Origin of the sequence: Methyloversatilis sp. XJ19-49 (assembly GCF_024580145.1) — a bacterium.
Lineage (GTDB): Bacteria > Pseudomonadota > Gammaproteobacteria > Burkholderiales > Rhodocyclaceae > Methyloversatilis.
The window spans coordinates 487,629-513,141 of sequence record NZ_JANINI010000001.1; the positions used below are offsets into that span (position 1 = coordinate 487,629).

Annotated in this window: 22 protein-coding genes; 11 read left to right on the forward strand and 11 right to left on the reverse strand. The window is 66.7% G+C overall.

What is annotated here, in order from left to right; translation table 11 throughout:
• Positions 1-149 precede the first annotated feature (149 nt).
• Positions 150-440: a hypothetical protein gene (locus tag NMQ16_RS02235; protein WP_257078848.1), complete on the forward strand. Its 291-nt coding sequence runs from the start codon at positions 150-152 to the stop codon at positions 438-440.
• A 63-nt stretch (positions 441-503) separates the two neighbouring features.
• On the opposite strand, the gene NMQ16_RS02240 is transcribed toward NMQ16_RS02235, so the two are convergent.
• On the reverse strand, positions 504-1,919 hold the full coding sequence (locus NMQ16_RS02240) for a chloride channel protein (RefSeq protein ID WP_257078849.1): 1,416 nt from the start codon (positions 1,917-1,919) through the stop codon (positions 504-506).
• A 220-nt stretch (positions 1,920-2,139) separates the two neighbouring features.
• Between NMQ16_RS02240 and NMQ16_RS02245 the strand changes: the two genes are divergently transcribed.
• The 3 genes from NMQ16_RS02245 (at position 2,140) to NMQ16_RS02255 (ending at position 5,947) form a co-directional block, all read left to right on the forward strand.
• Complete coding sequence (locus NMQ16_RS02245; protein ID WP_257078850.1) at positions 2,140-3,726, forward strand: gamma-glutamyltransferase family protein; 1,587 nt, start codon at positions 2,140-2,142, stop codon at positions 3,724-3,726.
• 264 nt (positions 3,727-3,990) lie between these two features.
• The gene (locus NMQ16_RS02250) at positions 3,991-5,064 is read left to right on the forward strand and encodes a PEP-CTERM sorting domain-containing protein (protein WP_257078851.1); all 1,074 of its coding nucleotides are present in this window, start codon (positions 3,991-3,993) and stop codon (positions 5,062-5,064) included.
• Positions 5,065-5,167: 103 nt separating this feature from the next.
• A complete protein-coding gene (locus tag NMQ16_RS02255) occupies positions 5,168-5,947 on the forward strand; it encodes a thioredoxin family protein (protein ID WP_257078852.1) in 780 nt (259 codons plus the stop codon).
• On the opposite strand, the gene NMQ16_RS02260 is transcribed toward NMQ16_RS02255, so the two are convergent.
• Positions 5,936-6,361 carry a BLUF domain-containing protein gene (locus tag NMQ16_RS02260; protein WP_257078853.1) on the reverse strand — a complete coding sequence of 142 codons (426 nt, stop codon included), beginning with the start codon at positions 6,359-6,361 and terminating at the stop codon, positions 5,936-5,938. The genes NMQ16_RS02255 and NMQ16_RS02260 overlap by 12 nt on opposite strands.
• 128 nt (positions 6,362-6,489) lie before the next feature.
• On the opposite strand from NMQ16_RS02260, the gene ylqF reads away from it, so the two are divergent.
• The gene (ylqF, locus tag NMQ16_RS02265; RefSeq protein ID WP_257078854.1) at positions 6,490-7,410 is read left to right on the forward strand and encodes a ribosome biogenesis GTPase YlqF; all 921 of its coding nucleotides are present in this window, start codon (positions 6,490-6,492) and stop codon (positions 7,408-7,410) included.
• Positions 7,411-7,974: 564 nt separating this feature from the next.
• Here the strand turns inward: ylqF and NMQ16_RS02270 are convergent.
• From NMQ16_RS02270 to NMQ16_RS02280, 3 genes are all read right to left on the reverse strand, one after another.
• The gene (locus tag NMQ16_RS02270; RefSeq protein ID WP_257078855.1) at positions 7,975-9,765 is read right to left on the reverse strand and encodes an acyl-CoA dehydrogenase; all 1,791 of its coding nucleotides are present in this window, start codon (positions 9,763-9,765) and stop codon (positions 7,975-7,977) included.
• Between the two features lie 120 nt (positions 9,766-9,885).
• Positions 9,886-10,821: an electron transfer flavoprotein subunit alpha/FixB family protein gene (locus tag NMQ16_RS02275; protein WP_257078856.1), complete on the reverse strand. Its 936-nt coding sequence runs from the start codon at positions 10,819-10,821 to the stop codon at positions 9,886-9,888.
• 12 nt (positions 10,822-10,833) lie between these two features.
• Positions 10,834-11,586: an electron transfer flavoprotein subunit beta/FixA family protein gene (locus NMQ16_RS02280; RefSeq protein ID WP_257078857.1), complete on the reverse strand. Its 753-nt coding sequence runs from the start codon at positions 11,584-11,586 to the stop codon at positions 10,834-10,836.
• Positions 11,587-11,702: 116 nt separating this feature from the next.
• Here NMQ16_RS02280 and NMQ16_RS02285 point away from each other — a divergent pair, with 116 nt between their 5' ends.
• From NMQ16_RS02285 to NMQ16_RS02300, 4 genes are all read left to right on the forward strand, one after another.
• Positions 11,703-12,281: a TetR/AcrR family transcriptional regulator gene (locus NMQ16_RS02285; protein WP_257078858.1), complete on the forward strand. Its 579-nt coding sequence runs from the start codon at positions 11,703-11,705 to the stop codon at positions 12,279-12,281.
• Between the two features lie 136 nt (positions 12,282-12,417).
• Positions 12,418-13,794, forward strand: a complete 1,377-nt coding sequence (locus tag NMQ16_RS02290; RefSeq protein WP_257078859.1) for a phosphomannomutase/phosphoglucomutase — start codon at positions 12,418-12,420, stop codon at positions 13,792-13,794.
• Positions 13,795-13,935: 141 nt separating this feature from the next.
• Entirely contained in the window at positions 13,936-15,171 is a 1,236-nt protein-coding gene (locus tag NMQ16_RS02295) for an EAL and HDOD domain-containing protein (RefSeq protein ID WP_257078860.1), read from the forward strand.
• 24 nt (positions 15,172-15,195) lie between these two features.
• Positions 15,196-16,023: an HDOD domain-containing protein gene (locus tag NMQ16_RS02300; protein ID WP_257078861.1), complete on the forward strand. Its 828-nt coding sequence runs from the start codon at positions 15,196-15,198 to the stop codon at positions 16,021-16,023.
• A gap of 37 nt (positions 16,024-16,060) precedes the next feature.
• On the opposite strand, the gene NMQ16_RS02305 is transcribed toward NMQ16_RS02300, so the two are convergent.
• On the reverse strand, positions 16,061-16,357 hold the full coding sequence (locus NMQ16_RS02305; RefSeq protein WP_257078862.1) for a hypothetical protein: 297 nt from the start codon (positions 16,355-16,357) through the stop codon (positions 16,061-16,063).
• Complete coding sequence (alaS, locus tag NMQ16_RS02310) at positions 16,357-18,972, reverse strand: alanine--tRNA ligase (protein ID WP_257078863.1); 2,616 nt, start codon at positions 18,970-18,972, stop codon at positions 16,357-16,359. The genes NMQ16_RS02305 and alaS overlap by 1 nt, the downstream gene beginning before the upstream one ends.
• A 122-nt stretch (positions 18,973-19,094) precedes the next feature.
• Between alaS and glpK the strand changes: the two genes are divergently transcribed.
• Positions 19,095-20,567 carry a glycerol kinase GlpK gene (glpK, locus tag NMQ16_RS02315; protein WP_257078864.1) on the forward strand — a complete coding sequence of 491 codons (1,473 nt, stop codon included), beginning with the start codon at positions 19,095-19,097 and terminating at the stop codon, positions 20,565-20,567.
• Here glpK and ugpQ read toward each other — a convergent pair.
• From ugpQ to NMQ16_RS02335, 4 genes are read right to left on the reverse strand one after another with little or no spacing between them, the layout of a single operon-like run.
• Positions 20,549-21,301: a glycerophosphodiester phosphodiesterase gene (gene ugpQ, locus NMQ16_RS02320; protein WP_257078865.1), complete on the reverse strand. Its 753-nt coding sequence runs from the start codon at positions 21,299-21,301 to the stop codon at positions 20,549-20,551. The two genes, glpK and ugpQ, sit on opposite strands and share 19 nt — an antisense overlap.
• Before the next feature lie 10 nt (positions 21,302-21,311).
• Complete coding sequence (locus NMQ16_RS02325) at positions 21,312-21,548, reverse strand: hypothetical protein (RefSeq protein ID WP_257078866.1); 237 nt, start codon at positions 21,546-21,548, stop codon at positions 21,312-21,314.
• On the reverse strand, positions 21,518-22,900 hold the full coding sequence (locus tag NMQ16_RS02330) for an extracellular solute-binding protein (RefSeq protein WP_257078867.1): 1,383 nt from the start codon (positions 22,898-22,900) through the stop codon (positions 21,518-21,520). The genes NMQ16_RS02325 and NMQ16_RS02330 overlap by 31 nt, the downstream gene beginning before the upstream one ends.
• A 38-nt stretch (positions 22,901-22,938) precedes the next feature.
• Positions 22,939-24,021 (reverse strand): aldo/keto reductase, encoded by a 1,083-nt coding sequence (locus NMQ16_RS02335; RefSeq protein ID WP_257078868.1) that lies wholly within the window; start codon positions 24,019-24,021, stop codon positions 22,939-22,941.
• 86 nt (positions 24,022-24,107) lie between these two features.
• Here NMQ16_RS02335 and rlmM point away from each other — a divergent pair, with 86 nt between their 5' ends.
• Positions 24,108-25,208 (forward strand): 23S rRNA (cytidine(2498)-2'-O)-methyltransferase RlmM, encoded by a 1,101-nt coding sequence (gene rlmM / locus NMQ16_RS02340; protein ID WP_257078869.1) that lies wholly within the window; start codon positions 24,108-24,110, stop codon positions 25,206-25,208.
• Positions 25,209-25,513: the final 305 nt, after the last annotated feature.

Here is a 25,513-nt window from a genome sequence, read left to right on the forward strand (position 1 = left end):
CGTCAAAGCCGCGCCGATCCAGCAGGACCGGCGCGTCTGCGGGTTCAGACGCAGGCCCACGCAACCGTTACAGGCTCAGCCACGCACAAGAACGTGCTGGCGCGGATTCCCCGGGCACCTGTCCGAGGCCGAACCCAAGCGGGGCGACCATGAGCCAGGCCAGTCGCAGCAAAAACACACGCACTGCAAAGCACCCGGCGCACGACCGCAACAAGCCGATCCTTCCTGCGGACGGTGGCGGGCGCCATCCCGATGCCCAGACGACGATAGCCATGCGCAACGTGGCACCGGACGACTATGTGGCCGATGTAATCGCCACGGCTAGCCGCGAACATCTGATCATCGTCACCAACGGCCAGCGATTCGCGCTGTGTTCGGTGATTCCCGCCGGTTGGCGGTCATTCGGGCCGCTCGAGTACGCACCACCCCCGGTGCGCTGAACCGCTGCGACGGATCAGCGTGCGGCCGACGATAGACGAGGCTTGGAGCGGCTCGCCTCTTCTCTAGCCGGGTGGCGCGGCGCCCGGCGTATTGCCCGCATCCGGTCTGCCGGTGCCCCCAGCGCCGCCGTTGCGCGCCACCATGTGCCGCGCCACCGTTTCATACAGCGGCTGGCTGAAGATGCGCGATACCCCCGATGACAGCAGCGATACCGCCATCAGGCCGATCACCACCGAATAGCCGTCGACCATTTCCATCACGATGATGAAGGAGGTGATCGGCGACTGGGTCACCGCGGCGAGAAAGCCGGCCATGCACAGCACCAGCAGCATGCCCGGCGCGTCCTGCTGGCCGATCAGCGGCGCGAGATCGTGACCGATGCCGGCACCGATCGCCAGGCTGGGCGCAAAGATGCCGCCCGGCAGACCGGACAGGTAGGCGATCAGCGTGGCGAGGAATTTGGCCGGGCCGTAGTACCACTCGAGCGACGTGTCGCCTTCGAGCAGCGCACGGGTTTCGCCATAGCCGCTGCCGAAGCTGCTGCCGCCGGTGACGTAGCCGAGTGAGGCGACCAGCACGCCGCAGGCGGCGGCAAATCGGATCGGATGGTCGCGTCGATAATCCGCCATCCGTCCCTTCCACGACGTGGAACTGATGATGAGCATGCGCGAGAACAGGCCGCCCGCGACGCCGCACACCAGCGCGGTGATCGCCACGGCAAGCGCCATTTCGCGGTCGGTACCGGCGATGGCGATCTGGCCGAAGTAACTCGCCTTGCCGAGAAAGGCCTGCGACACGATGCCGGCCAGCACGATGGCAGTGATGATGAGACCGCTCATGCGCGACTCGACATTGCGCGAAAGCGTTTCAATGGCGAACACAATGCCCGCCAGCGGTGTGTTGAAGGCCGCAGCAATGCCGGCGGCGCCGCCGGCAACCAGCATGTGGGTGCGCGGAATGTGCAGACCGCCCGGCAACAGACGGTGCAACGCATTGAGCATCGATGCACCGATCTGCACGGTCGGACCTTCGCGGCCAAGCGAAAACCCGCTGCCGACGGCCGCTGTGCCGATGACGATCTTGCCGACAATGATGCGCAGCGACAGCAGCGGCTTCCAGCTGCGGTCTTCCGGTCGTGACATTTCGGCGATGGTCTGTGGAATGCCGCTGCCCTCGGCACCCGGAAACCAGCGCCGCGTCGCCCACACGCACAGCGCGCCGCCGAGCGGCGTCAGCAGGAACGGCCACCACGGATTCTCGCTTGCCATGGCACGGAAGTAATGAATGGCCAGGTCGGACAACTGCGCGAAGCCGACCGCCAGCATGCCCACCACGACCGCACCGCCCCACAGCACGAGACGGCCGAGCCATACCTTGAAATAGGCCTGATTGCGCCGGCGCAGGGTCGGCGACTTGAAATCGAACCAGGCAAGCCGCAGTCGGTTACGCCAGGCAGACAGCGAATACTTGTGACGCATCGATACTTTCCGTATGCAGATATGGCGCAGTATGCCGTCGAAGATGATTGCAGGACGCAAGATGCATGCCGCCAGCCGCGATGCCCGCATGCAGACTGTAACCGTGTTCAGGCGGCCGTTTGCCTGGGAAAATCATTGAAAACCGCGCAGGCGATGCCGCTTGATGCACCATACAGGGGCATTAGAACCCGCCTGTGCGGCCGCCCATGGAGATGCCCCGATGAAACCCACTGCCCGCGGCATCGCGGTCGCCCCCCATCACCTGGCCAGCGAATCGGCGCGCGACGTACTGCGCGAAGGCGGCAACGCGATCGAAGCCATGATCGCCGCGGCCGCGACGATCGCCGTCGTCTATCCGCACATGAACGCGCTTGGCGGCGACGGCTTCTGGCTGATCGCCGAACCGGGCCAGCCGCCGCGCGCGATCGACGCCTGCGGCGCCGCGGCGGTGATCGCCAGTCGTACCTGGTACGCCGACCACGACGTCCGCAACCGCCTGCCGACAAGAGGTCCGCTGGCCGCACTGACGATGGCCGGCACGGTGTCGGGCTGGCAGCTGGCGCTTGAAGCGGCGGCTCAGGCGGGTGGGTGCCTCCCGCTGTCGCGCCTGCTGCGCGATGCCGAACACCATGCGCGGACCGGCACGCCGGTTTCGCGCAGCCTGGCACGCGGCCTGCGCGCGAAGCAGGACGAACTGCGCCATCAGCCCGGCTTCGCCGCACATTTCATGCCGGACAAAACGGTACCGCAGGCCGGCGACGTGCTGTGCCAGCCACGTCTGGCCGACACGCTCGCCCAGCTGGCGCGCGCCGGGCTCGAAGATTTCTACCGCGGCGACCTGGCGCGCCGCATGGCCTCCGCGTTGGGAGCCGCCGGCAGCCCGTTGCGGCTGTCCGACTTCCTGACGCATCGCGCGCAATGGCGCACGCCGTTGAAGCTCGCGCACAGCCTTGGCCATGTTTACAACACACCACCACCCACCCAGGGTCTGCTGTCGCTGCTGATACTCGGTCAGCTCGACCGTCTCGGGCTCGACGGACTGCATGGCCAGTCTGCCGAATTCATCCATCGCGTGGTCGAGGCGACGCGCCAGGCCTTCGTGATCCGCGACCGTCACCTGACCGATCCGGCGCGCATGCGCACAGACGCGCAGTCGCTGCTGTCGGACGACTGCCTCGACATGCTGGCCGACAGCATCGACTTGCAGCGCGCCGGTGGCTGGGTCAGCGGCGCGCCGGGCGATACGGTGTGGCTGGGTGTGGTCGACGCCGAAGGCCGCGCTGTGAGCTTCATCCAGAGCATCTACCACGAGTTCGGAAGTGGCGTGATCGCCGGCGACACCGGCGTGCTGTGGCAGAACCGCGGCATCAGCTTTTCGCTGGCGACCGGCGCGCTCAACGCACTGGAACCCTGTCGCAAGCCGTTCCATACGCTCAACCCGCCGATCGCCCAGCTGACTGACGGGCGCACGGTCGTCTATGGTTCGATGGGTGGCGACGGACAGCCGCAGTTCCAGGCCGCCGTGCTGCTGCGCCACCTGCTGTTCGGCGACGACGTGACGGCCGCTGTCGCGGCGCCGCGCTGGTTGCTCGGCCGTACCTGGGGCTCGGACAGCGACACCCTCAAACTGGAGTCGCGCTTTGCGCCCGAAGTGTTCGACGCGCTGCGCCAGCGGGGTCATGTGGTCGAGTCGCTGCTCGAGTTCGACGAAAGCGCCGGCCATGCCGGCCTCATCGTTCGCCACGCCGACGGCCGCATCGAAGGTGCCGCCGATCCGCGCTCGGACGGTTCGGTCGAGTACGCCTGAGGCGGCAGAGCACACCCGCGAGCGCCCGGCCTCGCCACCGCTGCGCCTGCTTCCGCCGCATCGAACCGCAAGCCGGCGGGAACCCATGGCCCAGCCATTCGATTGAAAACGTTCGCAATTCGACCGCGCACGGTGAATGCATCGGAATGTCGTTAACCCCTACTTAATGCAGGGTTTTTGTCCGCGTACGACGATTGCTCCACGTCTGCAGACTCGCGCCACGCGCGCTGCCGACGCCAACCAATCAAACACAAGGATAAAAACGTGAACAAGAGGTCATCCCACAACACCCGCTGGATCGCTGCGGCACTGCTCGCCGGCAGTACCGGCGCGGCCATTGCCAGCCCCAACTTCTACGGCAGCCTGAGCAACTTCGACGTCTACAACGACACCGGTTCGGAAACCCATGGCTTCGAGATCGAACTTCATGGGGTGTCCGGTTCGGACGTGACCTACACATTCGGCGGCGACTACAACCGCTACGGCAGTCCGCGTATCGACACCTTCGCCGGCGGCATCTTCGTGCGCTATCTCAGTGCCTACGATATTGCCAATGGCGCTTTCATGACCGCGACGCCCGTCCCAACGAGCTTTTCGCCGACCGACGGCCACAGCTGCTGGTCGGGCGGAGGTGCCGGCTACGCGGGCAGCGGCTGCGAGCACTTCGGTCTGGGTCTCAACAAGAACGCGACCAGCACCACCTACCGCTGGCTCAAGGGTGATGCGGCAACCGGACAGATCACGCCGGTCGGCGGCAATGTGCTGATCGCTGCACCGGTCTGGCAGGTCATCGATCCGGCGCCGGCCGATCCGGGTCAGCCGGCCGCCGTGCCCATCGTGCAGGCGGTGATTGCGCCGGAACCCGCGGAGAACCACGAACAGTATGGCGAAGCGCAGTGGGTCAAGGTCTACACGACCGAAATCGAGCGCGAGGTGGAACTTGAAGAGTTGCTGAGCGACAACGAAGTCGTGCCGCGCGAACAGTCGGAAACCGAAATCGAATGGGTGCTGTTCCAGGCGAAGCCGGAAGGCAAGGACGACGGCGAAGGCGACGAACTGCTGCTGGAAAAACCGCTCGCCGGCGACCTGGGCGGCAAGAAATCGATCATCCGGCGCTACGAGTTCTATGAATATCTCGGCGCCTACAATCCCGAGGATCACGAAGCCCAGCCGTTCGACGAAGCAGATCCGGAGGGTGCCGGCGAGGTCGGCCGTTACATCGGTGCGCAGATGGCGGCGGCCAATCTCGCTGCGGCACCGGTGCCCGAGCCATCGATCTGGCTGTCGATGTTGGGCGGGCTGGCAGTCGTCGGGCTGCTGCGTCGCCGCCCGAGGTAATGATGCCGCGCCCGGTCCGATGACACGAGCGCGCCGCACAGGACACGTAAGGACGACGTATCGACACCGGTCATCTGCGCATACTCATTGCCGGAGACCGTCCATGTCGCTGCGTCTTGTCCTGCCTGGCCTGCTGGCTGCCGCGCTTCCTCCTTTCGTGCTCGCACAGAGCGCACCACCCTGCCAGGCCACCCGCAGCTGGGTACCGGTGGTCGAGCTCTACACGTCGCAGGGCTGCAGCAGTTGCCCGCCGGCCGACGACTGGCTGCGTTCGCTGAAACAGGCGGCCGACGCGCAGCTCATCGTGCCGCTGGCCTTCCATGTCGATTACTGGGATTACCTGGGCTGGCGTGACCCGTACTCGTCCGGCGCCCATTCGGCACGACAGCGCCGGCTGGCACGCGCCGAGGGGGGCAGCGTGGTCTATACGCCGCAGGTCAGGCTGGCTGGAGACGACTTCCGCGGCTGGCGTTCGGCCGACACGGTGCGTTCGATGCTGGCGCGCAAGTCGCCGGAACCGGCCGCCGACGTGATGCTTTCGCTCGATCTGCGCGGCAATGTGCTCAAGGTCGATGCGCGCACCACGCTGCCGGGCGCCACGGTGGGTTACGTCGCCGTGTACGAGCGCATGCTGGCGTCGAAGATTTCAGGTGGCGAGAACGCGGGGCGTACCTTGCAGCACGACTTCGTCGTGCGCACCCTGATCGGCCCGTTCACGCCGGACGCACAGGGGCGTTTCAATCTCATGCGCGATATTGCGCTCGACCCGGCCTGGAAGCGCACCGATCTTGGCGTGGCACTGGTGCAGGCCGACGCCGACTCCGGCGCTGCGCTGCTCGGCGCTTCCCTGGCGCTGTGCAACGCGCCAGGGTCAGCGCGCTGATTTCCAGCGCGCCACACCGATGAGCGCCTGAAACAGCGCCTCGACCGACGCCGCCGACATCGTGTAGGGATCGAATTCCGGGCGCGGGCAATACTTCAGGAACAGCGCCCGGTTCTCGGCGGTGTAGCCGACGTACCCCATGCCCCAGTCGGTGAAGTCGCGCTGCGCGATTTCCTTGAGCCCCACCAGAAGCGGATCGCGGTGCCGCGCATCGGCCACGATGCGGTGATAGGCCGCATTCACCTGATCGCGGCCGCCTTCCAGGCATTGCAGGAACACGCTGCCGGTGTAGCACAGGGCGCCGGTGATGCCGTCCCGCGCATTGTTCGCCTGCGACACCTGCAGGATATGTTCGATGTCGCCCGGCCCGACGTCGGGCTGGACGCGGCTTGCGTAGATCAGTCGGACCAGCATGGTTCTCTCCTAGGCTCCACCGCCATTCAATCACGGTCGCCCTGGCGCTGCGACAAGAGATTGTGCAGCGCGGCGCCCGCAGCCGGTCGACCGGTAGAATGGTGGCCTTATTCCGTTGTCTGTCTCACATGTCCATCCAGTGGTTCCCCGGTCACATGACCGCCGCGCGCAAGCACGCGACCGACGCGATGAAGTCGGTCGACGTGGTGGTCGAGGTGCTCGACGCACGTCTGCCCGACGCGAGCAGCAATCCGCTGATCCACGCCATCCGCACGCATCGCAACCGGCCGTGCCTGAAACTGCTGAACAAGGCCGATCTGGCCGACCCGGAAGCGACGGCGGCCTGGCTGAAGCATTTCAACGCCCAGCCGAACACGAAGGCAGTCTCGATTTCGGCACGCAAGCCGGGCGACGCGAAGCGCATCGAACAGCTGGCGCAATCGCTCGCACCGCATCGTGACGACAACCTCAAACCGCTGCGCCTCATCATCATGGGCATCCCGAACGTCGGCAAGTCGACGCTGATGAATGCGCTGGTGAAGAAGCATGTCGCCGCGACCGGCGACGAGCCGGCGATCACCAAGAGCATCCAGCGCATCCACCTGACGCCGCGGCTCACGCTGTACGACACGCCGGGCCTGATGTGGCCGAAGATCGAGCATGAAAGCGACGGCCTGATGCTGGCGGCCAGCCATGCCATCGGCCGCAACGCCATCATCGACGAAGAGGTGGCGACCTTTCTCGGCAACCTGCTGCAGGCGAAGTATCCGGCACTGATGACCGCCCGCTACGGCTGCACGCCGGACATGGACGGCGTGTCGGTCATCCAGCACATCGCCGCGCGGCGCGGCTACCGCATCAAGGGCGGCGCGCCGGATTACGAGAAGGCGTCGTTCACCCTGCTGCAGGACTACCGCGACGGCGCCATCGGCCGCGTCAGCCTCGAAACCCCGGAATCGCGCGCCCGGATGCTGGTCGCCGACCGTGCAGCCAAGGCAGAGAAGGCGAAGCAGAAGGCGCCGGACGACGACACCACGTCGGCGGACTGACGGGAACGGGGCCTGCGAAGGGAACTGCAGGGTTCAGGGCTGTGCTCCTGGACTGTGCTCCTGGGCTGTGCTCCTGGGCTGTGCTCCTGGGCTGTGCTCCTGGGCTGTGCTCCTGGGCTGTGCTCCTGGGCTGTGCTCCTGGGCTGTGCTCCTGGGCTGTGCTCCTGGGCTGTGCTCCGGGGCTGTGCTCCTGGGCTGTGCTCCTGGGCTGTGCGCCTGGGCTGTGCTCCTGGGCTGTGCTCCTGGGCGGTGCTCCGGGGCTGTGCTCCTGGGCTGTGCTCCTGGGCTGTGCGCCTGGGCTGTGCTCCTGGGCTGTGCTCCTGGGCGGTGCTCCGGGGCTGTGCTCCTGGGCTGTGCTCCTGGGCTGTGGGAGCGGCGGCCTCGCCGCGATACGCACGCTGCACAACGACCATCGCGGCACTGATCGCGGCGAGGCCGCCGCTCCCACAGCCGCTCCCACAGGCCGCTGCTCCCACAGGGGCCGCTCCCACAGGGCGCACTGCATTGACTGTGGTCGCAGCAGCAGGAAGGGCTGCGGCGAGCGAACGCCGGAAGGTGCCGATGTCAGTCCAGCGACTCGTCCAGCGTCGCGACTGCCCCCTGACACACGACATGCGCCAGTCCGGCACACTGGCTCAGCACATGGTCGGCGTAGAAGCGGGCGCTGACGATCTTGGCGCGATGGAAGTCTGCGTCGTCGCTGCCGCCGGCCAGATGACGATGCGACAGCAGCGCCGCACGCGCCATCTGCCAGCCGCCGGCGGCGCGGCCGAACAGCCCGAGCAGCGGTACGGCCCCAGCCAGCACGGCACGCATATCGCTGCGGAAGTGTCCGACCACGAAGCCCACGCCGCGCTCCAGCGCCTGCGCCGCGTCGCGCAGGGCGGCTGCGATCACGGCCAGCGCCGCGTCACCGGTCGCGTCCAGCGCAGCGCACTGCGCATGCATGTCGGCGATCACCGCGCGGGCGGCGCTGCCGCCGTCACGCGCGATCTTGCGGCCGACCAGATCGTTGGCCTGGATGGCCGTCGTACCTTCGTAGATCGTGGTGATGCGTGCGTCGCGCAGGTACTGCGCGGCACCGGTTTCCTCGACGTAGCCCATGCCGCCATGCACCTGCACGCCCAGTGAGGCGATGTCGTTGGCGGTTTCGGTGCTCCAGCCCTTGACCAGCGGAATCATCAGTTCGACGAAACCCTGCGCGCGCGAACGCGCCTCCGGGTCGGGGTCATGTTCGGCGCGGTCCAGCGACGCCGCCGTCACGGCGGCCAGCGCGCGCATCGCCTCGACCTGCGACTTCATCAGCATGAGCATGCGACGCACATCCGGGTGGCGGATGATGGCGACGCGCTCGCCCGACTTCACGCCCGCTTCGGTACCCTGCACCCGCTCGCGCGCATAGTCCATCGCGCGCTGCAGCGCGCGCTCGGCGACCGCGATGCCCTGCAGGCCGACCGCGTAACGCGCGGCATTCATCATGATGAACATGTATTCGATGCCGCGATTCTCGTCGCCGCACAGCCAGCCGACCGCGCCACCGTCGTCGCCGTAGGCCATGACACAGGTCGGACTGGCATGGATGCCCAGTTTGTGCTCCAGCGACACGCAGCGCACGTCGTTGCGCGCGCCCGGCCTGCCGTCGGCGTCGGGAACGAACTTGGGCACGATGAACAGCGAAATACCCTTGACCCCATCAGGTGCGCCCGGCGTGCGTGCCAGTACCAGATGCACGATGTTGTCGGCCAGTTCGTGTTCGCCGAAGGTGATGTAGATCTTCTGGCCGAACACACGGTAGCTGCCGTCTGCCTGCGGCTCGGCGCGGGTGCGCACGGCGGCAAGGTCGGAGCCGGCCTGCGGCTCGGTCAGGTTCATGGTGCCGGTCCATTCGCCGCTCACCATCCGGTCCAGATACAGGTGCTTCTGTTCATCCGAACCACACAGCGACAGCGCTTCGATGGCGCCGGCGGTCAGCAGCGGGCACAGCGAAAATGCCATGTTCGCGCCCATCACCATTTCCTGGATCATCGCGACCACCACATGCGGCATGCCCGCTCCGCCGTGTGCCGGGTCGCAGCCCATGCCGTTCCAGCCGTTCTCCGCGTACTGCCGGTAGGCGTCGTTGAAGCCCTCCGGCAGCGTCACGCGGCCATCGGCGCCCAGCGTGGCGCCGGCGCGATCGCCGATCCAGTTCAGCGGCGACAGGACTTCGGAGGTGAAGCGCGCGGCCTCGTCGAGCACGGCATCGACCACGTCGGGGCTCGAATCCTCCAGCCCGGGCAGCGCCACCACTTCGGCCAGCGCGGCCAGTTCCAGCGCGAAACGCATGTCGCGCAGCGGGGCAATGTATTCACTCATGGCTCACTCCTCCGGGGCGCTGCCGGCCCGTTGATGCTGCGCTGCGGATCGCCGCGGCGAAAGACGCTACCACGACGCGACAGCGACACTGGCGACCTCCGGGAGACTGTCAGGCGCAGGCTACCCCAGCTCCGCAACCAGTTTCGGCACCAGTTCGAACAGGTCGCCGACCAGGCCGTAGTCGGCGACCTGGAAGATCGGCGCGTCGGCGTCCTTGTTGATGGCGACGATCACCTTCGATTCCTTCATGCCGGCCAGGTGCTGGATGGCACCCGAAAGACCGACGGCAATATAGAGATCGGGGGCGACGATCTTGCCGGTCTGACCGACCTGGTAATCGTTCGGCGCATAGCCCGAATCGACCGCGGCACGGCTGGCACCGAGCGCCGCACCGAGTTTGTCGGCCAGCGGTTCGAGCACGCTGTGGTAGGCCTCACCGCTGCCGAGCCCGCGTCCGCCGGACACGACGACGCGTGCCGAGCCGAGTTCGGGGCGCACCGACTTAGACAGTTCCTGCGACACGAAAGTCGCCAGCCCGGTCGCTGCCGGTGGCTGGATGGCTTCGACTGCCGCGCTGCCGCCGGCAGCCGGCGCCGGATCGAATGCGGTCGCCCGCACCGTGATGACCTTGGTCGCGTCGCGGCTCTGCACCGTGGCCAGCGCATTGCCGGCGTAGATCGGGCGCACGAAGGTGTCTGCCGACTCGACCGCTACGATGTCCGACACCTGAGCGACGTCGAGCAGCGCCGCGACGCGCGGCATGAAGTTCTTGCCGAAGCTGCTGGCCGGCGCCAGCAGGTGGGTGTACCCGGCCGCCAGCGTCAGCACCAGCGCGGCCACGTCTTCCGCCAGCGCGTGTTCGAACTGCGGCGCGTCGGCCACCAGCACCTTCGTAACGCCAGCGACCGCCGCCGCGGCGCTCGCTGCGGCGGCGCAGCCCCGGCCGGCGACCAGTACGGTGATGTCGCCACCGATCCTGGAGGCGGCGGCAATCGTGTTCAGCGTCGCCGGACGCAGCGCGGCGTTGTCGTGTTCGGCAATGACCAGAATGTTCATGTCAGGGATTCCTCAGCGCAGCACTTTGGCTTCATTGCGAAGCTTCGCCACCAGTTCGGCAACGTCGGCCACTTTCACGCCGGCCTGCCGCTTCGGCGGTTCGGCAACGCTCAGCGTCGTCAGGCGCGGCTTCACGTCCACGCCCAGTTCGTCGGGCGTCAGCGTATCGAGCGGCTTCTTCTTCGCCTTCATGATGTTGGGCAGGCTGGCATAGCGCGGCTCGTTCAGGCGCAGGTCGGTGCTGATCAGCGCCGGCAGCGCGACGCTGACCGTCTCCAGCCCGCCGTCGATCTCGCGCGTGACCACGGCGCGACCGTCGGCCAGTTGCACCTTCGATGCGAAGGTCGCCTGTCCCCAGCCGAGCAGCGCGGCCAGCATCTGACCGGTCTGGTTGGCGTCGTCGTCGATGGCCTGCTTGCCGCAGAAGATCAACTGCGGCGCCTCGCGCTTCGCCACCGCGGCAAGCAGCTTGGCCACCGCGAGCGGCTGCAGTTCGACCTCGGTACCGACCAGGATGGCGCGGTCGGCGCCGATCGCCATCGCGGCACGCAAGGTGTCCTGGCAAGCAGAAGTCCCGCAGGACACGACAACCACCTCGCTCACCGTACCGGCCTCGCGCAGCCGCACCGCCTCTTCCACCGCGATTTCGTCGAACGGATTCATCGACATCTTCACATTGGCGGTTTCCACGCCGCTGCCATCGGCTGCCACGCGGATCTTCACGTTGTAATCGATCACCCGTTTGACCGGAACCAGTGCTTTCATCGTTCGCGCCTCCTGCGCCGATAGGTGCTGCCGCGTCCATACGGATGCGTATGTCCAGTTCCGTACGCTACCGTATGCCTGAATCCATGGTCAATACCCGAATGCGGAATAGCCTTATGCCGGAATCCGAAACGCTCGTGCCGCGGCCGCAGACAGACCGCGACACCTGGCTGCACGCAGCCACCCAGACCCTGGCGGACAGTGGCGTCGACGGCGTCAAGGTCGAAAGCCTCGCGCGTCAGCTCGGGCTGACCAAGGGCAGCTTCTACTGGCACTTCAAGGACCGGCGCGCGCTGCTCGACGCCCTGCTCGACCACTGGCGAACAGGCCGCATCGACGACATCACGCAGCGCACGCAATGTGCGCCCGGCCACGAGATCGCGCAACTTCACCACGTGATCGACACCTACAGCCTGGCCCGAAACCAGCGCGGCATGCGCGTGGAACTCGCGATCCGCGACTGGGCGCGCCACGACGCTGCAGCGCAGTCGGTGATCGACGCCGTCGACGCGGTGCGGCTGGACTGCGCCACCGCACTGTTCGCCGCCGCCGGCCACGGCGCCGATGAAGCCGCCAGCCGCAGCCTGCTGCTGTACGCGTATGTGTTCGGCCTCGGCATGATGGACGGCGAACGCGAGGCGCTGCGTCCGGCCGCCTCGCGCACCTTCATCGCGCGCCTGATTACCGGCGGATGAGTGTTGGCGCACTGAAATACGCGCCGGACTGCGCAATGATGCGCGTCACCCTCGCGGCTGCCGACGGATAATTGCCGCGCTGCCGCATGGCACCCGATGCACCGTGCCGCCCCCGAATCCAGAGAAAGGAAAACAGATGTCCTTCCCCGCACCCGAAATTTTCAAGGCCTACGACATCCGCGGCATCGTCGACAAGACGCTGACCGCGGAGGCGGTTCGCGCAATCGGCCACGCGCTTGGCTCCGAAGCCGTCAAGCGCGGCCAGCGCACCATCGCGGTCGGCCGTGACGGCCGGCTGTCGGGGCCCGAACTGGCTGGCGCACTGGCCGCCGGCATTAATGCCGCCGGTGTCGACGTGCTGGACATCGGCTGCGTGCCGACACCGCTTTCTTACTTCGCCGCCTTCGATCTGGGCACCGACAGCGCGGTCAGCGTGACCGGCAGTCACAACCCGCCCGACTACAACGGGCTGAAAATGGTGCTCGGCGGCCAGACGCTGTACGGCGACATGATCCAGGACCTGCGCCGGCGCATCATCGAGAACGATCTGGTGCATGGCGTGGGCACCACCCGCCATGCCGACGTGCGCGATGCCTACATCGCCCGCGTGACGTCCGACGTGAAGCTCAAGCGGCCGATGAAGATCGTCATCGACTGCGGCAACGGCGTAGCCGGCGACATCGGCCCGAAGCTGTTCGAAGCCCTGGGCTGCCAGGTGACGCCGCTGTTCTGCGAGGTCGATGGCCACTTCCCGAACCACCATCCGGATCCGTCGAAGCCGGAAAACCTGGAAGACCTGATCCGCGTGCTGGCCGCGGGTGACGCCGAAATCGGTCTCGCCTTCGACGGCGACGGCGACCGTCTGGGCGTGGTCACGCGCGACGGCGAAATCATCTACCCCGATCGTCAGCTGATGCTGTTCGCCGCCGACGTGCTGTCGCGCCAGCCCGGTGCGCAGATCGTTTATGACGTCAAATGCACGCGTCTGCTCGCACCCTGGGTGCGCGAACACGGCGGCGAGCCAATCATGTGGAACACCGGTCACGCGCTGATCAAGGCCAAGCTCAAGCAGAGCGGCGCCGCGCTGGCCGGCGAAATGAGCGGCCACATGTTCTTCAAGGAACGCTGGTTCGGTTTCGACGACGGCCTGTACGCGGCCGCCCGACTGCTGGAAATCCTGTCCGCGTCGCCGGACGGCAACGCCGTGCTGAAGGCACTGCCGACCGCGATTTCGACGCCTGAGCTCAACCTCAAGATGAACGAGGGCGAACCGCATGCATTGATCGCCGAAATGCAGCAGTCGGCGGTGTTCGACGGCGCGCGCGAGATCATCAAGATCGACGGCCTGCGCGTCGAGTACGCCGATGGTTTCGGCCTGATGCGCGCCTCGAACACCACGCCGGTCGTCGTGCTGCGCTTCGAAGCCGACACCGATGCCGCGCTGGCCCGCATCCAGTCCGATTTCCGCAGCGTGTTGCTGCGCGCACGGCCGGACCTGAAGTTGCCGTTCTGAGTCGGTTGCAGCACCGTCGGCCGGTCGTGCGGATCGGTCGACGGTGCTGCAACCGGATGCAATCGGTGACACATTTCGTGTCGTGTGCAAAATAAGAGCTCAAGACCCTCAATCTTGAGTCCGGCATGCCGAAACCGGTACATGCCGAATAACAACACCTCCACTTCCATCTTCGTCGGGCGCCAGCCCATCCTCGACAGGAAGGGCGCCTTGTACGCCTACGAACTGCTGTTCCGCTCGGGCCAGATGGATCATGCGGAATTCAGCAGCGACATGAGTGCAACCGCCCGCGTGATCACCACGGTGTTCAACGAACTGGGTCTGGAAAATTCGCTCGGCAACGCCTTCGGCTTCATCAACGTCAGCGAAGAAATGCTGATGTCCGAAGCGATCGAGTTGCTGCCGCCGGACAAGATCGTCATCGAACTGCTGGAAACGATCCCGCCGACGCCAGTGGTCATCGAGCGCGCGCGGGACCTGGTGGCCAAGGGCTTCCGTCTGGCGCTCGACGACGTGCTCAGCCTGGAAGACGACTTCCGGCCGCTCATCGAAATCGCATCCTTCGTCAAGATCGACCTGATGGGCGTTGATCCGGACATGCTGCCAGGCATCGTCAACAGCTTCAAACCCTACAAGGCGAAACTTCTGGCCGAAAAGGTCGACAGCGCCGAACAGGCCCAGCGCTGCAACGAACTCGGCTTTGCCTACTTCCAGGGTTACTTCTTCGCCCGCCCCAGCGTGCTGAGCACACGCGCACTGAAATCGAGTGAAACGACGCTGCTGCGACTGCTCGGCCTGGTCATGGGCGACGCGGAAACGATCGAAATGGAACCGCTGATCAAGCAGGAGCCGGCACTGCTGGTGAACCTGATGCGGGTTTCGAACTCGATCGGCAATGGCGGCCGCCAGATTTCGTCCGCGCGCGAGGCCATCACGCTGCTCGGGCGCACGCAGTTGCAGCGCTGGCTGCAATTGTTGCTGTTCTGCCCGCAAGGCAGCGAGCAGGCCGGCGGCCCGCTGCTTGCAATGGTGGCCACCCGCGCCCGCACCATGGAGCTGCTGGCGGAAAGGTGCGACAGCCGTGATTGCGACCCGGAATGCGCCTTTCTGACTGGCATCCTTTCGCTGCTGCCGGCGCTGCTCGGCGTGCGGATGGACGAAATTCTGAAGACCCTGACGGTGGCATCCTCAATCCAGGATGCCCTGAATGATGGCTCGGGCAACCTCGGCGCACTGCTTACGCTGATGCGCAACTGGGAGAACAACGCGCTGCACGAGTTCGCGCTCACGCTCAGTCGATTGCCGGCGCTCGGTCTGAGCGATTTCACGAACGCGACCTCCGAATCCATGACCTGGGCGGCAACGCTCGGCCAATAACCAGAACGCACAAAGGACGATTGCATGAACGCAATGGAACGCATCTTCAGTGCCACCGCGCAGCTCCCGGTCATTCCACGGGTGGTGCAGAAGATGATCGACACGCTGAAACATGAAGATGCCGATCTGCAGCCGTTGATCGCCGATATCCGGCTCGACCCGGTCATCAGCGCGCGCGTGCTGCGCATTGCCAATTCGGGCTTCTACGGCAGCCGCCGCACGGTGGGCTCGATCGACGATGCAGTCCGCCTGGTCGGTACGCGCGTGCTGCGCACACTGGTCATTTCGGCCGGGGTCAGCAGCGCATTTCCGAAGGTACCGGGTGTTGACCTGAAGGACTTCTGGCGCCACGCATTGATGACCGCCAGCGCCAACGCACTGCTGGCGCGCCATGCCGGCGAAAATGCCGACAACGCCTACGTCGCCGGCCTGATGCACCGGCTGGGCCAGCTGATGATCCACATCGCATTTCCGCGCATGGCCGAGGAAATCGCAAGTGACTGTCATGGATTCAGCGTCAGCGAGCGCGCGGCCGTTGAGCACCTGAAGCTGCATACCAACCACTGCGAAGTGGGCGCCGAACTGGCGGCGCGCTGGAACTTTCCCGATGACGTCGCCCTGGCCATGCAGTACTACTGCCAGCCGCATCACGACAGCGCCACGCGCCTCGCGCGACTGACCAATGTCGCCGCCCAGATCGCGACGGAAATCGATGACGACGTCAAGCCCGAGGACATCGCCGGGCATCTGAACCGCAGCATCACCGACCTGTGCGGCCTGGACCGCACGGCCATCCTGCCCGACATCGAGTACTGCGCGGAACACGCGGCGGAAGCGGAACTGGCACTTTGACCGATTGCCGGCCGATGCAGACCGCCGGCCGGCCGATTCAGCGCATCTTCGGATTCAGCGTGCCGCGGTTGTAGTCCTTGTCGCCGGGCATCAGCACGCGGGTGCCGAACCAGCCGCCCTGCGCGCCTTCCGGCCGAAGGTGGTTTTCCGGGTAGGTGTCGGCGATCTTCTTCGCCTCGGCCTGCTTCGCCTGATCGACGAACTTCCAGCGCCCGTCCGGCATCAGCTGCACCTTCTCGCCGGTTGCGGTGGTCGCCTCGATCATCGTGCCTTCGCCGGCCTGCACGAGCCCGCCGGCGACGAGCGCCAGCGCCATGAACATCATCCGTTTCATCACAGCCTGCCCTCCACCCAGTTCGCGACACCGGCCAGTGCCGCCGCGAGGTTTTCCGGCTGCGTGCCGCCGGCCTGCGCCATGTCCGGCTTGCCACCGCCCTTGCCGCCGACCTGTGCCGCAACGAAATTGACCAGTTCGCCGGCCTTCACCTTCGCCGTCAGGTCCGGCGTGACGCCGGCGATCAGACTCACCTTGCCGTCGTTGACCGCGGCCAGCACGATGGCAGCCGAACCGAGCTTGTCGCGCAGCTTGTCCAGCGTTTCGCGCAACGCCGGCACATCGGCGCCTTCCATCACCGCCGCCAGCACCTTCGCACTGCCGATGGTCACGGCCTGCGCCGCCAGATCGTCGCCCTGGCTCGATGCCAGCTTGCTCTTCAGCCGGACCAGCTCCTTCTCCAGCACCCGCACGTGATCCAGCGTCTGCGCAATCTTGGCCGGCAGTTCAGCCGGCGGCGCCTTGAAAGCCGCAGCCGCCTGCGCGACCAGCCGGTCCTGTCCCTGCACGAAGCCGACGGCGTTTTCGCCGGTGATGGCCTCGACCCGGCGCACGCCTGCCGCGACGCCCGCTTCGACCGTGATCTTGAACAGTCCGATGTCGCCGGTGCGCGCCACGTGGGTGCCGCCACACAGTTCGCGCGATGAGCCGATGTCGAGCACGCGCACCTCGTCGCCGTACTTTTCGCCGAACAACATCATCGCGCCGGTCTTCTGCGCGTCCTCGATCGACATCACACGCGCCTGCGTTGCCGCATTGGCGAGGATTTCCGCGTTGACGATGCGCTCGACGCGGGCGATCTGGTCGTCGGTCATGGGCGCGTGATGCACGAAGTCGAAGCGCGTCTTGTCGGCATCGACCAGCGAACCCTTCTGCGCCACATGTTCTCCGAGTACCTCGCGCAACGCCTTGTGCATCAGGTGCGTGACCGAGTGGTTGCGCGCGGTGGCGGCGCGGGCGCGCACATCGACGCGCGCGCTGACCGTGTCGCCGACTGCCAGACGGCCGGTGCCAACCACGCCGTGATGGCCGAACACCGCCGCCTGGATCTTCAGCGTGTCCTCGACGTTGAAGATGCCCTGCGCGCCGCGCAGCTCGCCGCGGTCACCGACCTGACCGCCGGATTCGGCATAGAAAGGCGTGTCGTCGAGCACCACGACGCCCAGTTCGCCCTCGTGCAGCGACTCGACCGGCGCGCCATCGCGGTAAAGCGCCAGCACCCTGCCCTGTGCATCCAGCTTGTCATAGCCGTGGAAGGCGGTCGCCGCGCCGTCGTATTCGAGCGCGGTGGCCATGCGAAACTTGCCGGCGGCGCGCGCCTGGTCCTTCTGACGAGCCATTGCGGCGTCAAAGCCGGCCTGATCGACGGTGACGGAACGCTCACGGCAGATGTCTGCCGTCAGGTCGAGCGGGAAGCCGTAGGTGTCGTGCAGCTTGAACGCGGTTTCGCCATCCAGTGCGGTGCCCTCGGGCAGCGCGCTCAGCGCCGATTCGAGGATGGACATGCCGTTTTCGATGGTCGCGAAGAAGCGCTCTTCCTCCTGCCGCAGCACGTCCATCACCTTCTGCTGCGCCGCGGCCAGATCCGGATAGGCGCTGCCCATCTGCGCCACCAGGTCCGGCACCATGCGGTGGAAAAACGCGGCGCGCGCGCCGAGCTTGTAGCCGTGACGGATGGCGCGGCGGATGATGCGGCGCAGCACGTAGCCGCGCCCCTCGTTGCCCGGGATGACGCCATCGGCGATCAGGAAGGAACAGGCGCGGATGTGGTCGGCCAGCACCTTCAACGACGGATTGTCGAGATCGGCGGTGTGCGTTTCGCGCGCGGCGGCGGCGATCAGCACGACGAACAGGTCGATTTCGTAATTGCTGTGCACATGCTGCAGCACGGCAGCGATGCGCTCCAGCCCCATGCCGGTGTCGACACTGGGCTTGGGCAGCGGATGCAGCACGCCGGCTTCATCGCGGTTGTACTGCATGAACACGTTGTTCCAGATTTCGATGTAGCGGTCGCCGTCTTCATCAGGGGACCCCGGCGGGCCGCCCGGAATGTCTTCACCGTGGTCGTAGAAGATTTCCGTGCACGGGCCGCACGGGCCGGTGTCGCCCATCATCCAGAAGTTGTCGGACGCGTAGCGCGCGCCCTTGTTGTCGCCGATGCGTACGATGCGCTCGACCGGCACGCCGATCCGGTCGCGCCAGATCGCATAGGCTTCGTCGTCCTCGGCGTACACCGTGACCCACAGCTTGTCCGCCGGCAGCTTGAACACTCCGGTCAGCAGTTCCCACGCGTAATCGATGGCGTCCTGCTTGAAATAGTCGCCGAAGCTGAAGTTGCCCAGCATTTCGAAGAAGGTGTGGTGGCGCGCGGTATAGCCGACGTTCTCCAGGTCGTTGTGCTTGCCGCCGGCGCGCACACATTTCTGCGACGTGGTCGCGCGGTTGTAGCTGCGCTTGTCGAAGCCGAGGAACACGTCCTTGAACTGGTTCATGCCGGCGTTGGTGAACAGCAGCGTCGGGTCTTCGTGCGGCACGAGCGAACTGGACGCCACGATCTGGTGGCCCTTGGACGCGAAGAAATTCAGGAAGGCGGAGCGGATGTCGGCGCTGGTCATGGTCGGCAATGGGGAATCAGGAGAGCGCTAAACTGCGCGAAACAGCCGCAGATTCTAGCATTCCGCCCGCAGCGCCCGATGGCTGCGCTGCCGTGGATACGACAGGCGGACAAGGAGAAGACATGCGCTACATCCTCGCCCTCGATCAGGGCACGACCAGCTCGCGCGCGCTGCTGTTCGACACCGACAGCCGCATCGTTGCGATGGCGCAGCGCGAACTGCCGCAGCACTACCCGCAGCCCGGCTGGGTGGAACACGACGCCCGGCGCATCTGGACCGATACCGTCGACTGCGTGAAGGAGGCGCTGATGCGCGCCGCGCTTGCGCCGACCGACATCGCCGCAATCGGCATCACCAATCAGCGCGAAACCGTCGTGCTGTGGGACCGCACGACCGGCGAGCCGCTGGGCCCGGTCATCGTCTGGCAGGACCGGCGCACGGCGGAGGTCTGCGCCCGCCTCAAGGACGACGGCGACGAGGACGCGGTGCGCGCGAAGACCGGCCTGGTGCTGGACCCCTACTTTTCGGCCAGCAAGATTGCCTGGCTGCTCGACCACCTGCCCGGCGCCCGCGAACGCGCGCTGCGCGGCGAACTGGCCTGCGGCACGATGGACAGCTGGCTGGTGTGGCAGCTCACCGACGGGCGCACGCATCTGACCGACCTCACGAACGCCAGCCGCACCCAGCTGCTGGACATCCACACCGGCCAGTGGGACGACGGCCTGCTCGAACTGTTCGCGATTCCGCGTGTGCTGCTGCCGCGCGTGGTGCCGTCCAGCGGTGTCCTGGCGGAAACCGGCGCTGCGCTGTTCGGCCGCGCGCTGCCGATTACCGGCATCGCCGGCGACCAGCAGGCGGCACTTTACGGGCAGGGCTGCACGGCGCAGGGGCTGGCCAAGAATACCTACGGCACCGGCTGTTTCATGCTCATGCATACCGGTGAACAGGCCATCGCGTCGCGCCACGGTCTGCTGACCACCTGTGCGGCGCAGACGTCGGCGCGCATCGAATACGCGCTCGAAGGCAGCGTGTTCGTGACCGGGGCGCTGGTGCAGTGGCTGCGCGACGGGCTGGGGCTGATCGCCCGCTCGGGCGACATCGAGGCGCTCGCGGGCAGCGTGCCGGACAGCGCCGGCGTCACCCTCGTGCCGGCCTTCACCGGCCTGGGCGCACCGCACTGGTCGGCCGAAGCGCGCGGCGCAATCTATGGCCTGACGCGCGGCACCACACGCGCCCACATCGCGCGCGCCGCGCTCGAAGCCATCGCGCTGCAGACGCTGGATGTGATGCGGGCGATGGAAGCCGATGCCGGTGCGTCGCTGCGAGAACTGCGCGTCGATGGCGGCGGCACGGTCAATACCCTGCTGATGCAGATGCAGGCCGACCTGCTCGGCTGCGCGGTGCGCGTGGCGCCGGCGGCCGAAACCACGGCACTCGGTGCAGCGCGGCTGGCGGCGCTGGGCGCAGGCATCGCGATGCAGACGGCAGCCGACGACGGTCGGCTTTACCTGCCGTCGGGCGCGTCAGGCGCCGCGCTGATCGCACAATGGCGGGCCGCGCTGCATGCCACGCTGGATCATGTGCAGCAGCGCTGAGGCAGGTCGAGCATGTCGGTAAACAGACCGGCCACACCGGCCGCAATCAGCTCACGGGCACGCGCAGCGTCATTCACCGTATAGCACAGCAGCGGCACGCCTGTTTCGCGCACCACCCGGAGTTGCTGAACATCGAGCGCCGACTGGTCGCAGTGCACCGACAGCGCGCCGTGCGCGCGCACTTGGGCCGCCCAGTCTTCGGGCAGCCGTTCGAACAGCAGGCCGCGCGGAAGATCGGGCGCCGACTCGCGCGCCGACTCGAGGGCGTCCATCGAGAACGAGGACAGCAGCGGCGGCCGTACGCCGGCAGGCCAGCGCGCCGCGACCGCGTGCGCGACGACTTCGCCGGTGCGACGATCGAAGCCGGTGGCCGGCTTGATTTCGATGTTGGCGGTGATGTCCAGCGCGAGCAGGCAATCGAGCGCCTGATCCAGCGTCGGAATGCGTTCTCCGGCGAAGGTCGGGCCGTGCCAGCGCCCGGCATCGAGTTGCCGCAGCGCGTTGGCGTTGTGTGCGCTGACATTGCCCACGCCGTCCGTCGTGCGCTCCAGCGTTTCGTCATGAATCAGCAGCGGCACGTCATCGCGGCTCAGCATGACGTCGAACTCGACCATGCCGAAGCCGGCTGCCGCGCCGGTGCGGATCGCGGCGAGCGTGTTTTCCGGTGCCGCCGAGCCACCGCCGCGATGGGCGATCCACAGCGGATAGGACCAGGGCGACCGCCTGGACGTCATCGGGTCGGCTTCAGGCGGGATCGAGCAACTCGCGCGCCTGACGCGCGATGTCGTCGTCGGTCAGCCAGGCGATGGCGGTCAGCATGTCCACCGAGGTGCCGGCAGCGACGCCTTCGCGCACCCACTTCTCGATCGCCTTGACGCGCGCCGCGTCGTCGAGCGCGAGCAGCCGGCGCAACGGTTCACCGACCGTCGCGTCCGCGCGCGCCGAGCGGATCAGCAGGACGAGTTGATCGACTTCACACATGGACCTGCCCTCAGCACCGCTGTGTCGAGCACAGCCTTGGCCGGCTTGCGGTCGGCCCACAGCTCTTCCAGTTCTTCATCGAGTACCGCACGCACGCGCGGGTTGCTGGCGGCGATGCTGGTCTGTTCGTCCTTCTCACCGGCCCGACCCGCGAGCTGGCGCAGTGCCACCCGGGCAACGCTGTCCGCGGTCGGTGCATCAACAGGACTGATGGCCACCATGCCGGCGCGGTTCAGCGGAATGAAGCCGGTGGCCAGCGACCACTGGGCCTGGCGGTCCGGATCGAGCAGGAAGGTGACAAAGCGCGCGATGGTGCGCGTTTCCTCGGCGCCGCGACCGGCGCTCACCCACAGGCTGGCACCATCGGCGAGCGTATGGCGCGGCGCGTTGCGGATGTCTTCATGAAAGGGCAGCGCCGCGACACCGACGTCGAATTTGGCGTCGCGCTTGATCTGCGGCCAGGCCGAGGAGCGTGCAGTCAGCACCTGACACTGGCCGCCGGCGAACATCGGGACCGCCTCGTCGCCGCGCCCGAAAATGTGCAGATAGCGGCTCTTGTACCACGACGACATCATGGCCAGATGCTTCACCTGCACGAGGCCGTTGATGGCGAGCGCTTCTCCGGTCTTGCCCTGCTTGCGCGCGAACGGCTCGTTGTGCCAGGCGCTGATGTTGTCCACGTGGATCTGGGTCGGGCGAGCACTGGTGTAGGGGCAGGCATAGCCGCCATCGCGCAGGGTGCCGAGCGCTTCCTGCAGCGAGAACCAGTGGGTCGGCGGCACGTTCGGGTCGAGCCCGACCCGGCTGAAGGCGTCGCGGTTGTAGAACATGACCGGCGTCGTGAGGCCGATCGGCAGCGCATTCAGGCGGCCCTTCGCGCCATTCAGATACGGAGGCATCGGCGCGGGGATGACGGCGTGGGCGAATTTTTCCTTCGCGGTCGTCATCACCTGGTGCAGCGGAATGTAGCGCGGCTTGCCGTCAAGGAAGCGCTGGCGCGCGCCGTCGTCGAGCACCAGCATGGCGGGCAGTCCTGGCACCGCCGCGTCCGCGTCTTCCCAGTTGCGAGTGCTGAGCACGATCTTCTGTTTGGCTTTGCCGCCCGCATTGAAGTCGTCCACCAACGCCTGCAGCGCGACCGCGGCGGCTTCGTCCAGACCGTGCGCCAGTTCGACTTCGGTGGCTTCCTTCGGCGCGGCGGCCTTGCCGCTGGCCTTCGAGCTGGCCTTGGCGGCGGGTTTGCTTGCCTTGGCGCTGGCAGCCGGCTTGGGCGTTGCCGTATTGGCGCCCGCCGACATCGGCGCGAACATGACGCTGGCCGCGATCAACGCGGCTAACGGCTTGATGTACATCCGTAAATCTCCTCTGTGCAACATTGCAGGCCGCCCGGTCACGGCGCCGGGTTGGTGTAGCGCAGATGCAGCGCGTCGATGGCTTCGTTCAGCGCGTTCGACAGCGTTACGGTCCATGCATCGATATTTTCCCGCAACTGAGTGCGCGTGGTCACACCGATCAGGGTACTCGCCACGGCATGGCGCCGATAGCAGAACGCAAGCGCCAGCTGGGTCGGCGTAAGTCCGTGTTCGTGCGCCAGCAGGGCGTAGGCACGCGAAGCCGGCGCCACATTTTCCTTGAAGTAGCGCTGGCCGAACTGCGGAAATTCATTGATTCGACCTGCCGCGTCGGCGCGTTCGGCGTACTTGCCGGTCAGGTGGCCGAAGCCGAGCGGCGAGTACGCCAGCAGCGACACCTGCTCGCGCGTACATACCTCGGACAGGCCGACATCGAAGGTACGGTTCATCAGGTGGTAGGCGTTCTGGATGCTCACCACGCGCGGCAGACCTTCGTCGGCCAGGCGCAGGCAGGTCATCAGGCCCCACGGCGTTTCGTTCGACACGCCGACATGGCGGATCTTGCCTTCCTCGATCAGCCGGCCGAGCGCTTCGAGCTGGCTGCGCAGCGATTCCGCCTCGCGCTCGCCGCCCGGGTCATATTCATACTGGCCGAACATCGGCACATTGCGCGCCGGCCAGTGGATCTGGTAGAGGTCGATGTAGTCGGTGCGCAGTCGCGCGAGCGATCCTTCAACGGCCTGCCGGATATTGCTTTCATCCAGCGCCAGCGGCCCGCCGCGTATCCATTCGATGCCGCGTGCCGGGCCGGCCACCTTGGTCGCGACGATGACCGACTCGCGCGGCCGGCGCGCAAGCCAGCTGCCGACGATGCGTTCGGTGTCGCCGAAGGTTTCCGCGCGCGCCGGGACGGGGTACATTTCGGCCGCATCGAGAAAGTCGATGCCGGCCTCGAAGGCTTCGTCCATGATGGCGTGGGCAGTGCGCTCGTCGACCTGCTGACCGAAGGTCATCGTGCCCAGGCCGATGGCCGGGACTTCAAGCGTCGAGCGGCCGAGACGCCGGCGCGCGATATCCTTCGTGCCGACGGCCTTCATTCCGGTAACTTTCGTAAGATTCATGCGGCGGACCGGATTGCGTTCCCAAGAGCGCGACATGTATCACAGACCGGTCGGCCCGGCACGGATTCACCCTGAACGGACACACCTTGAAAACAAATCCCCTCGGCCTGCTGCTGTATTGCCGTGCCGGCTTCGAGCGCGAATGCGCGCAGGAGATCATGGATCGCTGCGGCGACGCCGGCCAGATGATCGAACCGCAGGCCCAGGCCGGCAGTGGCTACGTGGAGGCATTTGCCGATGCGCGCGCGCTGAGCGCCTTGATGCGCAAGCTGAGCTGGCAGGACCTCACGTTCGCACGCCAGCTGGTGTGGGCGGGCCGTACCGTCGAAGGCATGACCCCGCGCGACCGCGTCACGCCGGTGGTCGAAGCCGCTCTCGAACTGGCACCGGGGTTCAGCGACTTCCTGATCGAAACACCGGACACCGACAACGTAAAAGCGCTGTCCGGCCTCAGCCGCAAGCTGGAAGGCTTCATGAGTCAGGCGCTTGAAACGGCCAACGCCTTCAGCGACGACCGGGAAGCACCACGCCTGCACATCTTCTTCACTGCAGCTGACCGCGCCACCGTGGCGCTGTCCTGGCCGGGCCGGCGCAGCGAGTGGCCAGGCGGCATTCCGCGCCTGCGCATGCCGCGCGAGGCGCCATCGCGCTCGACGCTAAAGCTGGCCGAAGCGTTTCACAGCCTGCTGACCGAAGACGAACAGGAAAGGCTGATCAAGCCCGGCATGAGCGCCGTCGACCTCGGTGCCGCACCGGGAGGCTGGACCTGGCACCTCGTGTCGCGCCATTTCGAAGTGACTGCGGTCGACAATGGGCCGATGAAGCCCGAATTGCTCGAAACCGGCCAGGTACGGCACAAGAAGGAAGACGGCTTCCGCTTTGTGCCGCGCAAGCCGGTCGACTGGCTGGTGTGCGACATGGTCGAACAGCCACGCCGCGTCGCCGCACTGGTCGCGCGTTGGGTCGCGCAGGGTCTGTGCCAGCACGCCATCTTCAACCTGAAGCTGCCGATGAAGCGGCGCTATGAAGAACTGCAGCTGTGTTCCGACCTGATCGCCGAAGCGCTGGAGTCGGTCGACAAGAAACACGAACTGCGTTTCCGCCAGCTCTACCACGACCGCGAGGAAGTCACCGGTTACCTGGGCGTGCCGGGCAAGTCCGCATCCGCGCGTCGCCGGCACGGCTGAGCGGCGCGCCTGCTGAGCGGTGTTCCTGTTGTGGGAGCGGCGATCCACTGCCGGCCCTGCATGGCCGGCCGGCTCTGCGGGCGGCGAGCAGTGCTCGCCGAAACCCCCGCGCCGCCCTCGCCGCGATCGGCGCGTTGATCAACGATCATCGCGGCATCCATCGCGGCGAGGCCGCCGCTCCCCCAGGCCGCCGCTCCCACAGGCCGCCGCTCCCACAGGCCGCCGCTCCCACAGGCCGCCGCTCCCAGAGGGCCGACACTTACACTGAGGTCGCCCCTCCCAGGCTGCCGTATGTCGAATCCGCG

Bases quoted from the DNA above. Each gene is read 5' to 3' on its own strand.
- NMQ16_RS02300 (WP_257078861.1), top strand. From the start codon at position 15,196: ATGAACGCAATGGAACGCATCTTCAGTGCCACCGCGCAGCTCCCGGTC.
- NMQ16_RS02295 (WP_257078860.1), top strand. From the start codon at position 13,936: ATGCCGAATAACAACACCTCCACTTCCATCTTCGTCGGGCGCCAGCCC.
- NMQ16_RS02280 (WP_257078857.1), bottom strand. From the start codon at position 11,586: ATGAAAGCACTGGTTCCGGTCAAACGGGTGATCGATTACAACGTGAAG.
- NMQ16_RS02290 (WP_257078859.1), top strand. From the start codon at position 12,418: ATGTCCTTCCCCGCACCCGAAATTTTCAAGGCCTACGACATCCGCGGC.
- NMQ16_RS02335 (WP_257078868.1), bottom strand. From the start codon at position 24,021: ATGAATCTTACGAAAGTTACCGGAATGAAGGCCGTCGGCACGAAGGAT.
- NMQ16_RS02260 (WP_257078853.1), bottom strand. From the start codon at position 6,361: ATGCTGGTCCGACTGATCTACGCAAGCCGCGTCCAGCCCGACGTCGGG.
- NMQ16_RS02245 (WP_257078850.1), top strand. From the start codon at position 2,140: ATGAAACCCACTGCCCGCGGCATCGCGGTCGCCCCCCATCACCTGGCC.
- NMQ16_RS02235 (WP_257078848.1), top strand. From the start codon at position 150: ATGAGCCAGGCCAGTCGCAGCAAAAACACACGCACTGCAAAGCACCCG.
- ugpQ (WP_257078865.1), bottom strand. From the start codon at position 21,301: ATGACGTCCAGGCGGTCGCCCTGGTCCTATCCGCTGTGGATCGCCCAT.
- NMQ16_RS02305 (WP_257078862.1), bottom strand. From the start codon at position 16,357: ATGAAACGGATGATGTTCATGGCGCTGGCGCTCGTCGCCGGCGGGCTC.
- NMQ16_RS02325 (WP_257078866.1), bottom strand. From the start codon at position 21,548: ATGTGTGAAGTCGATCAACTCGTCCTGCTGATCCGCTCGGCGCGCGCG.
- NMQ16_RS02275 (WP_257078856.1), bottom strand. From the start codon at position 10,821: ATGAACATTCTGGTCATTGCCGAACACGACAACGCCGCGCTGCGTCCG.
- NMQ16_RS02330 (WP_257078867.1), bottom strand. From the start codon at position 22,900: ATGTACATCAAGCCGTTAGCCGCGTTGATCGCGGCCAGCGTCATGTTC.
- NMQ16_RS02270 (WP_257078855.1), bottom strand. From the start codon at position 9,765: ATGAGTGAATACATTGCCCCGCTGCGCGACATGCGTTTCGCGCTGGAA.
- glpK (WP_257078864.1), top strand. From the start codon at position 19,095: ATGCGCTACATCCTCGCCCTCGATCAGGGCACGACCAGCTCGCGCGCG.
- NMQ16_RS02240 (WP_257078849.1), bottom strand. From the start codon at position 1,919: ATGCGTCACAAGTATTCGCTGTCTGCCTGGCGTAACCGACTGCGGCTT.
- alaS (WP_257078863.1), bottom strand. From the start codon at position 18,972: ATGACCAGCGCCGACATCCGCTCCGCCTTCCTGAATTTCTTCGCGTCC.
- ylqF (WP_257078854.1), top strand. From the start codon at position 6,490: ATGTCCATCCAGTGGTTCCCCGGTCACATGACCGCCGCGCGCAAGCAC.
- NMQ16_RS02285 (WP_257078858.1), top strand. From the start codon at position 11,703: ATGCCGGAATCCGAAACGCTCGTGCCGCGGCCGCAGACAGACCGCGAC.
- NMQ16_RS02255 (WP_257078852.1), top strand. From the start codon at position 5,168: ATGTCGCTGCGTCTTGTCCTGCCTGGCCTGCTGGCTGCCGCGCTTCCT.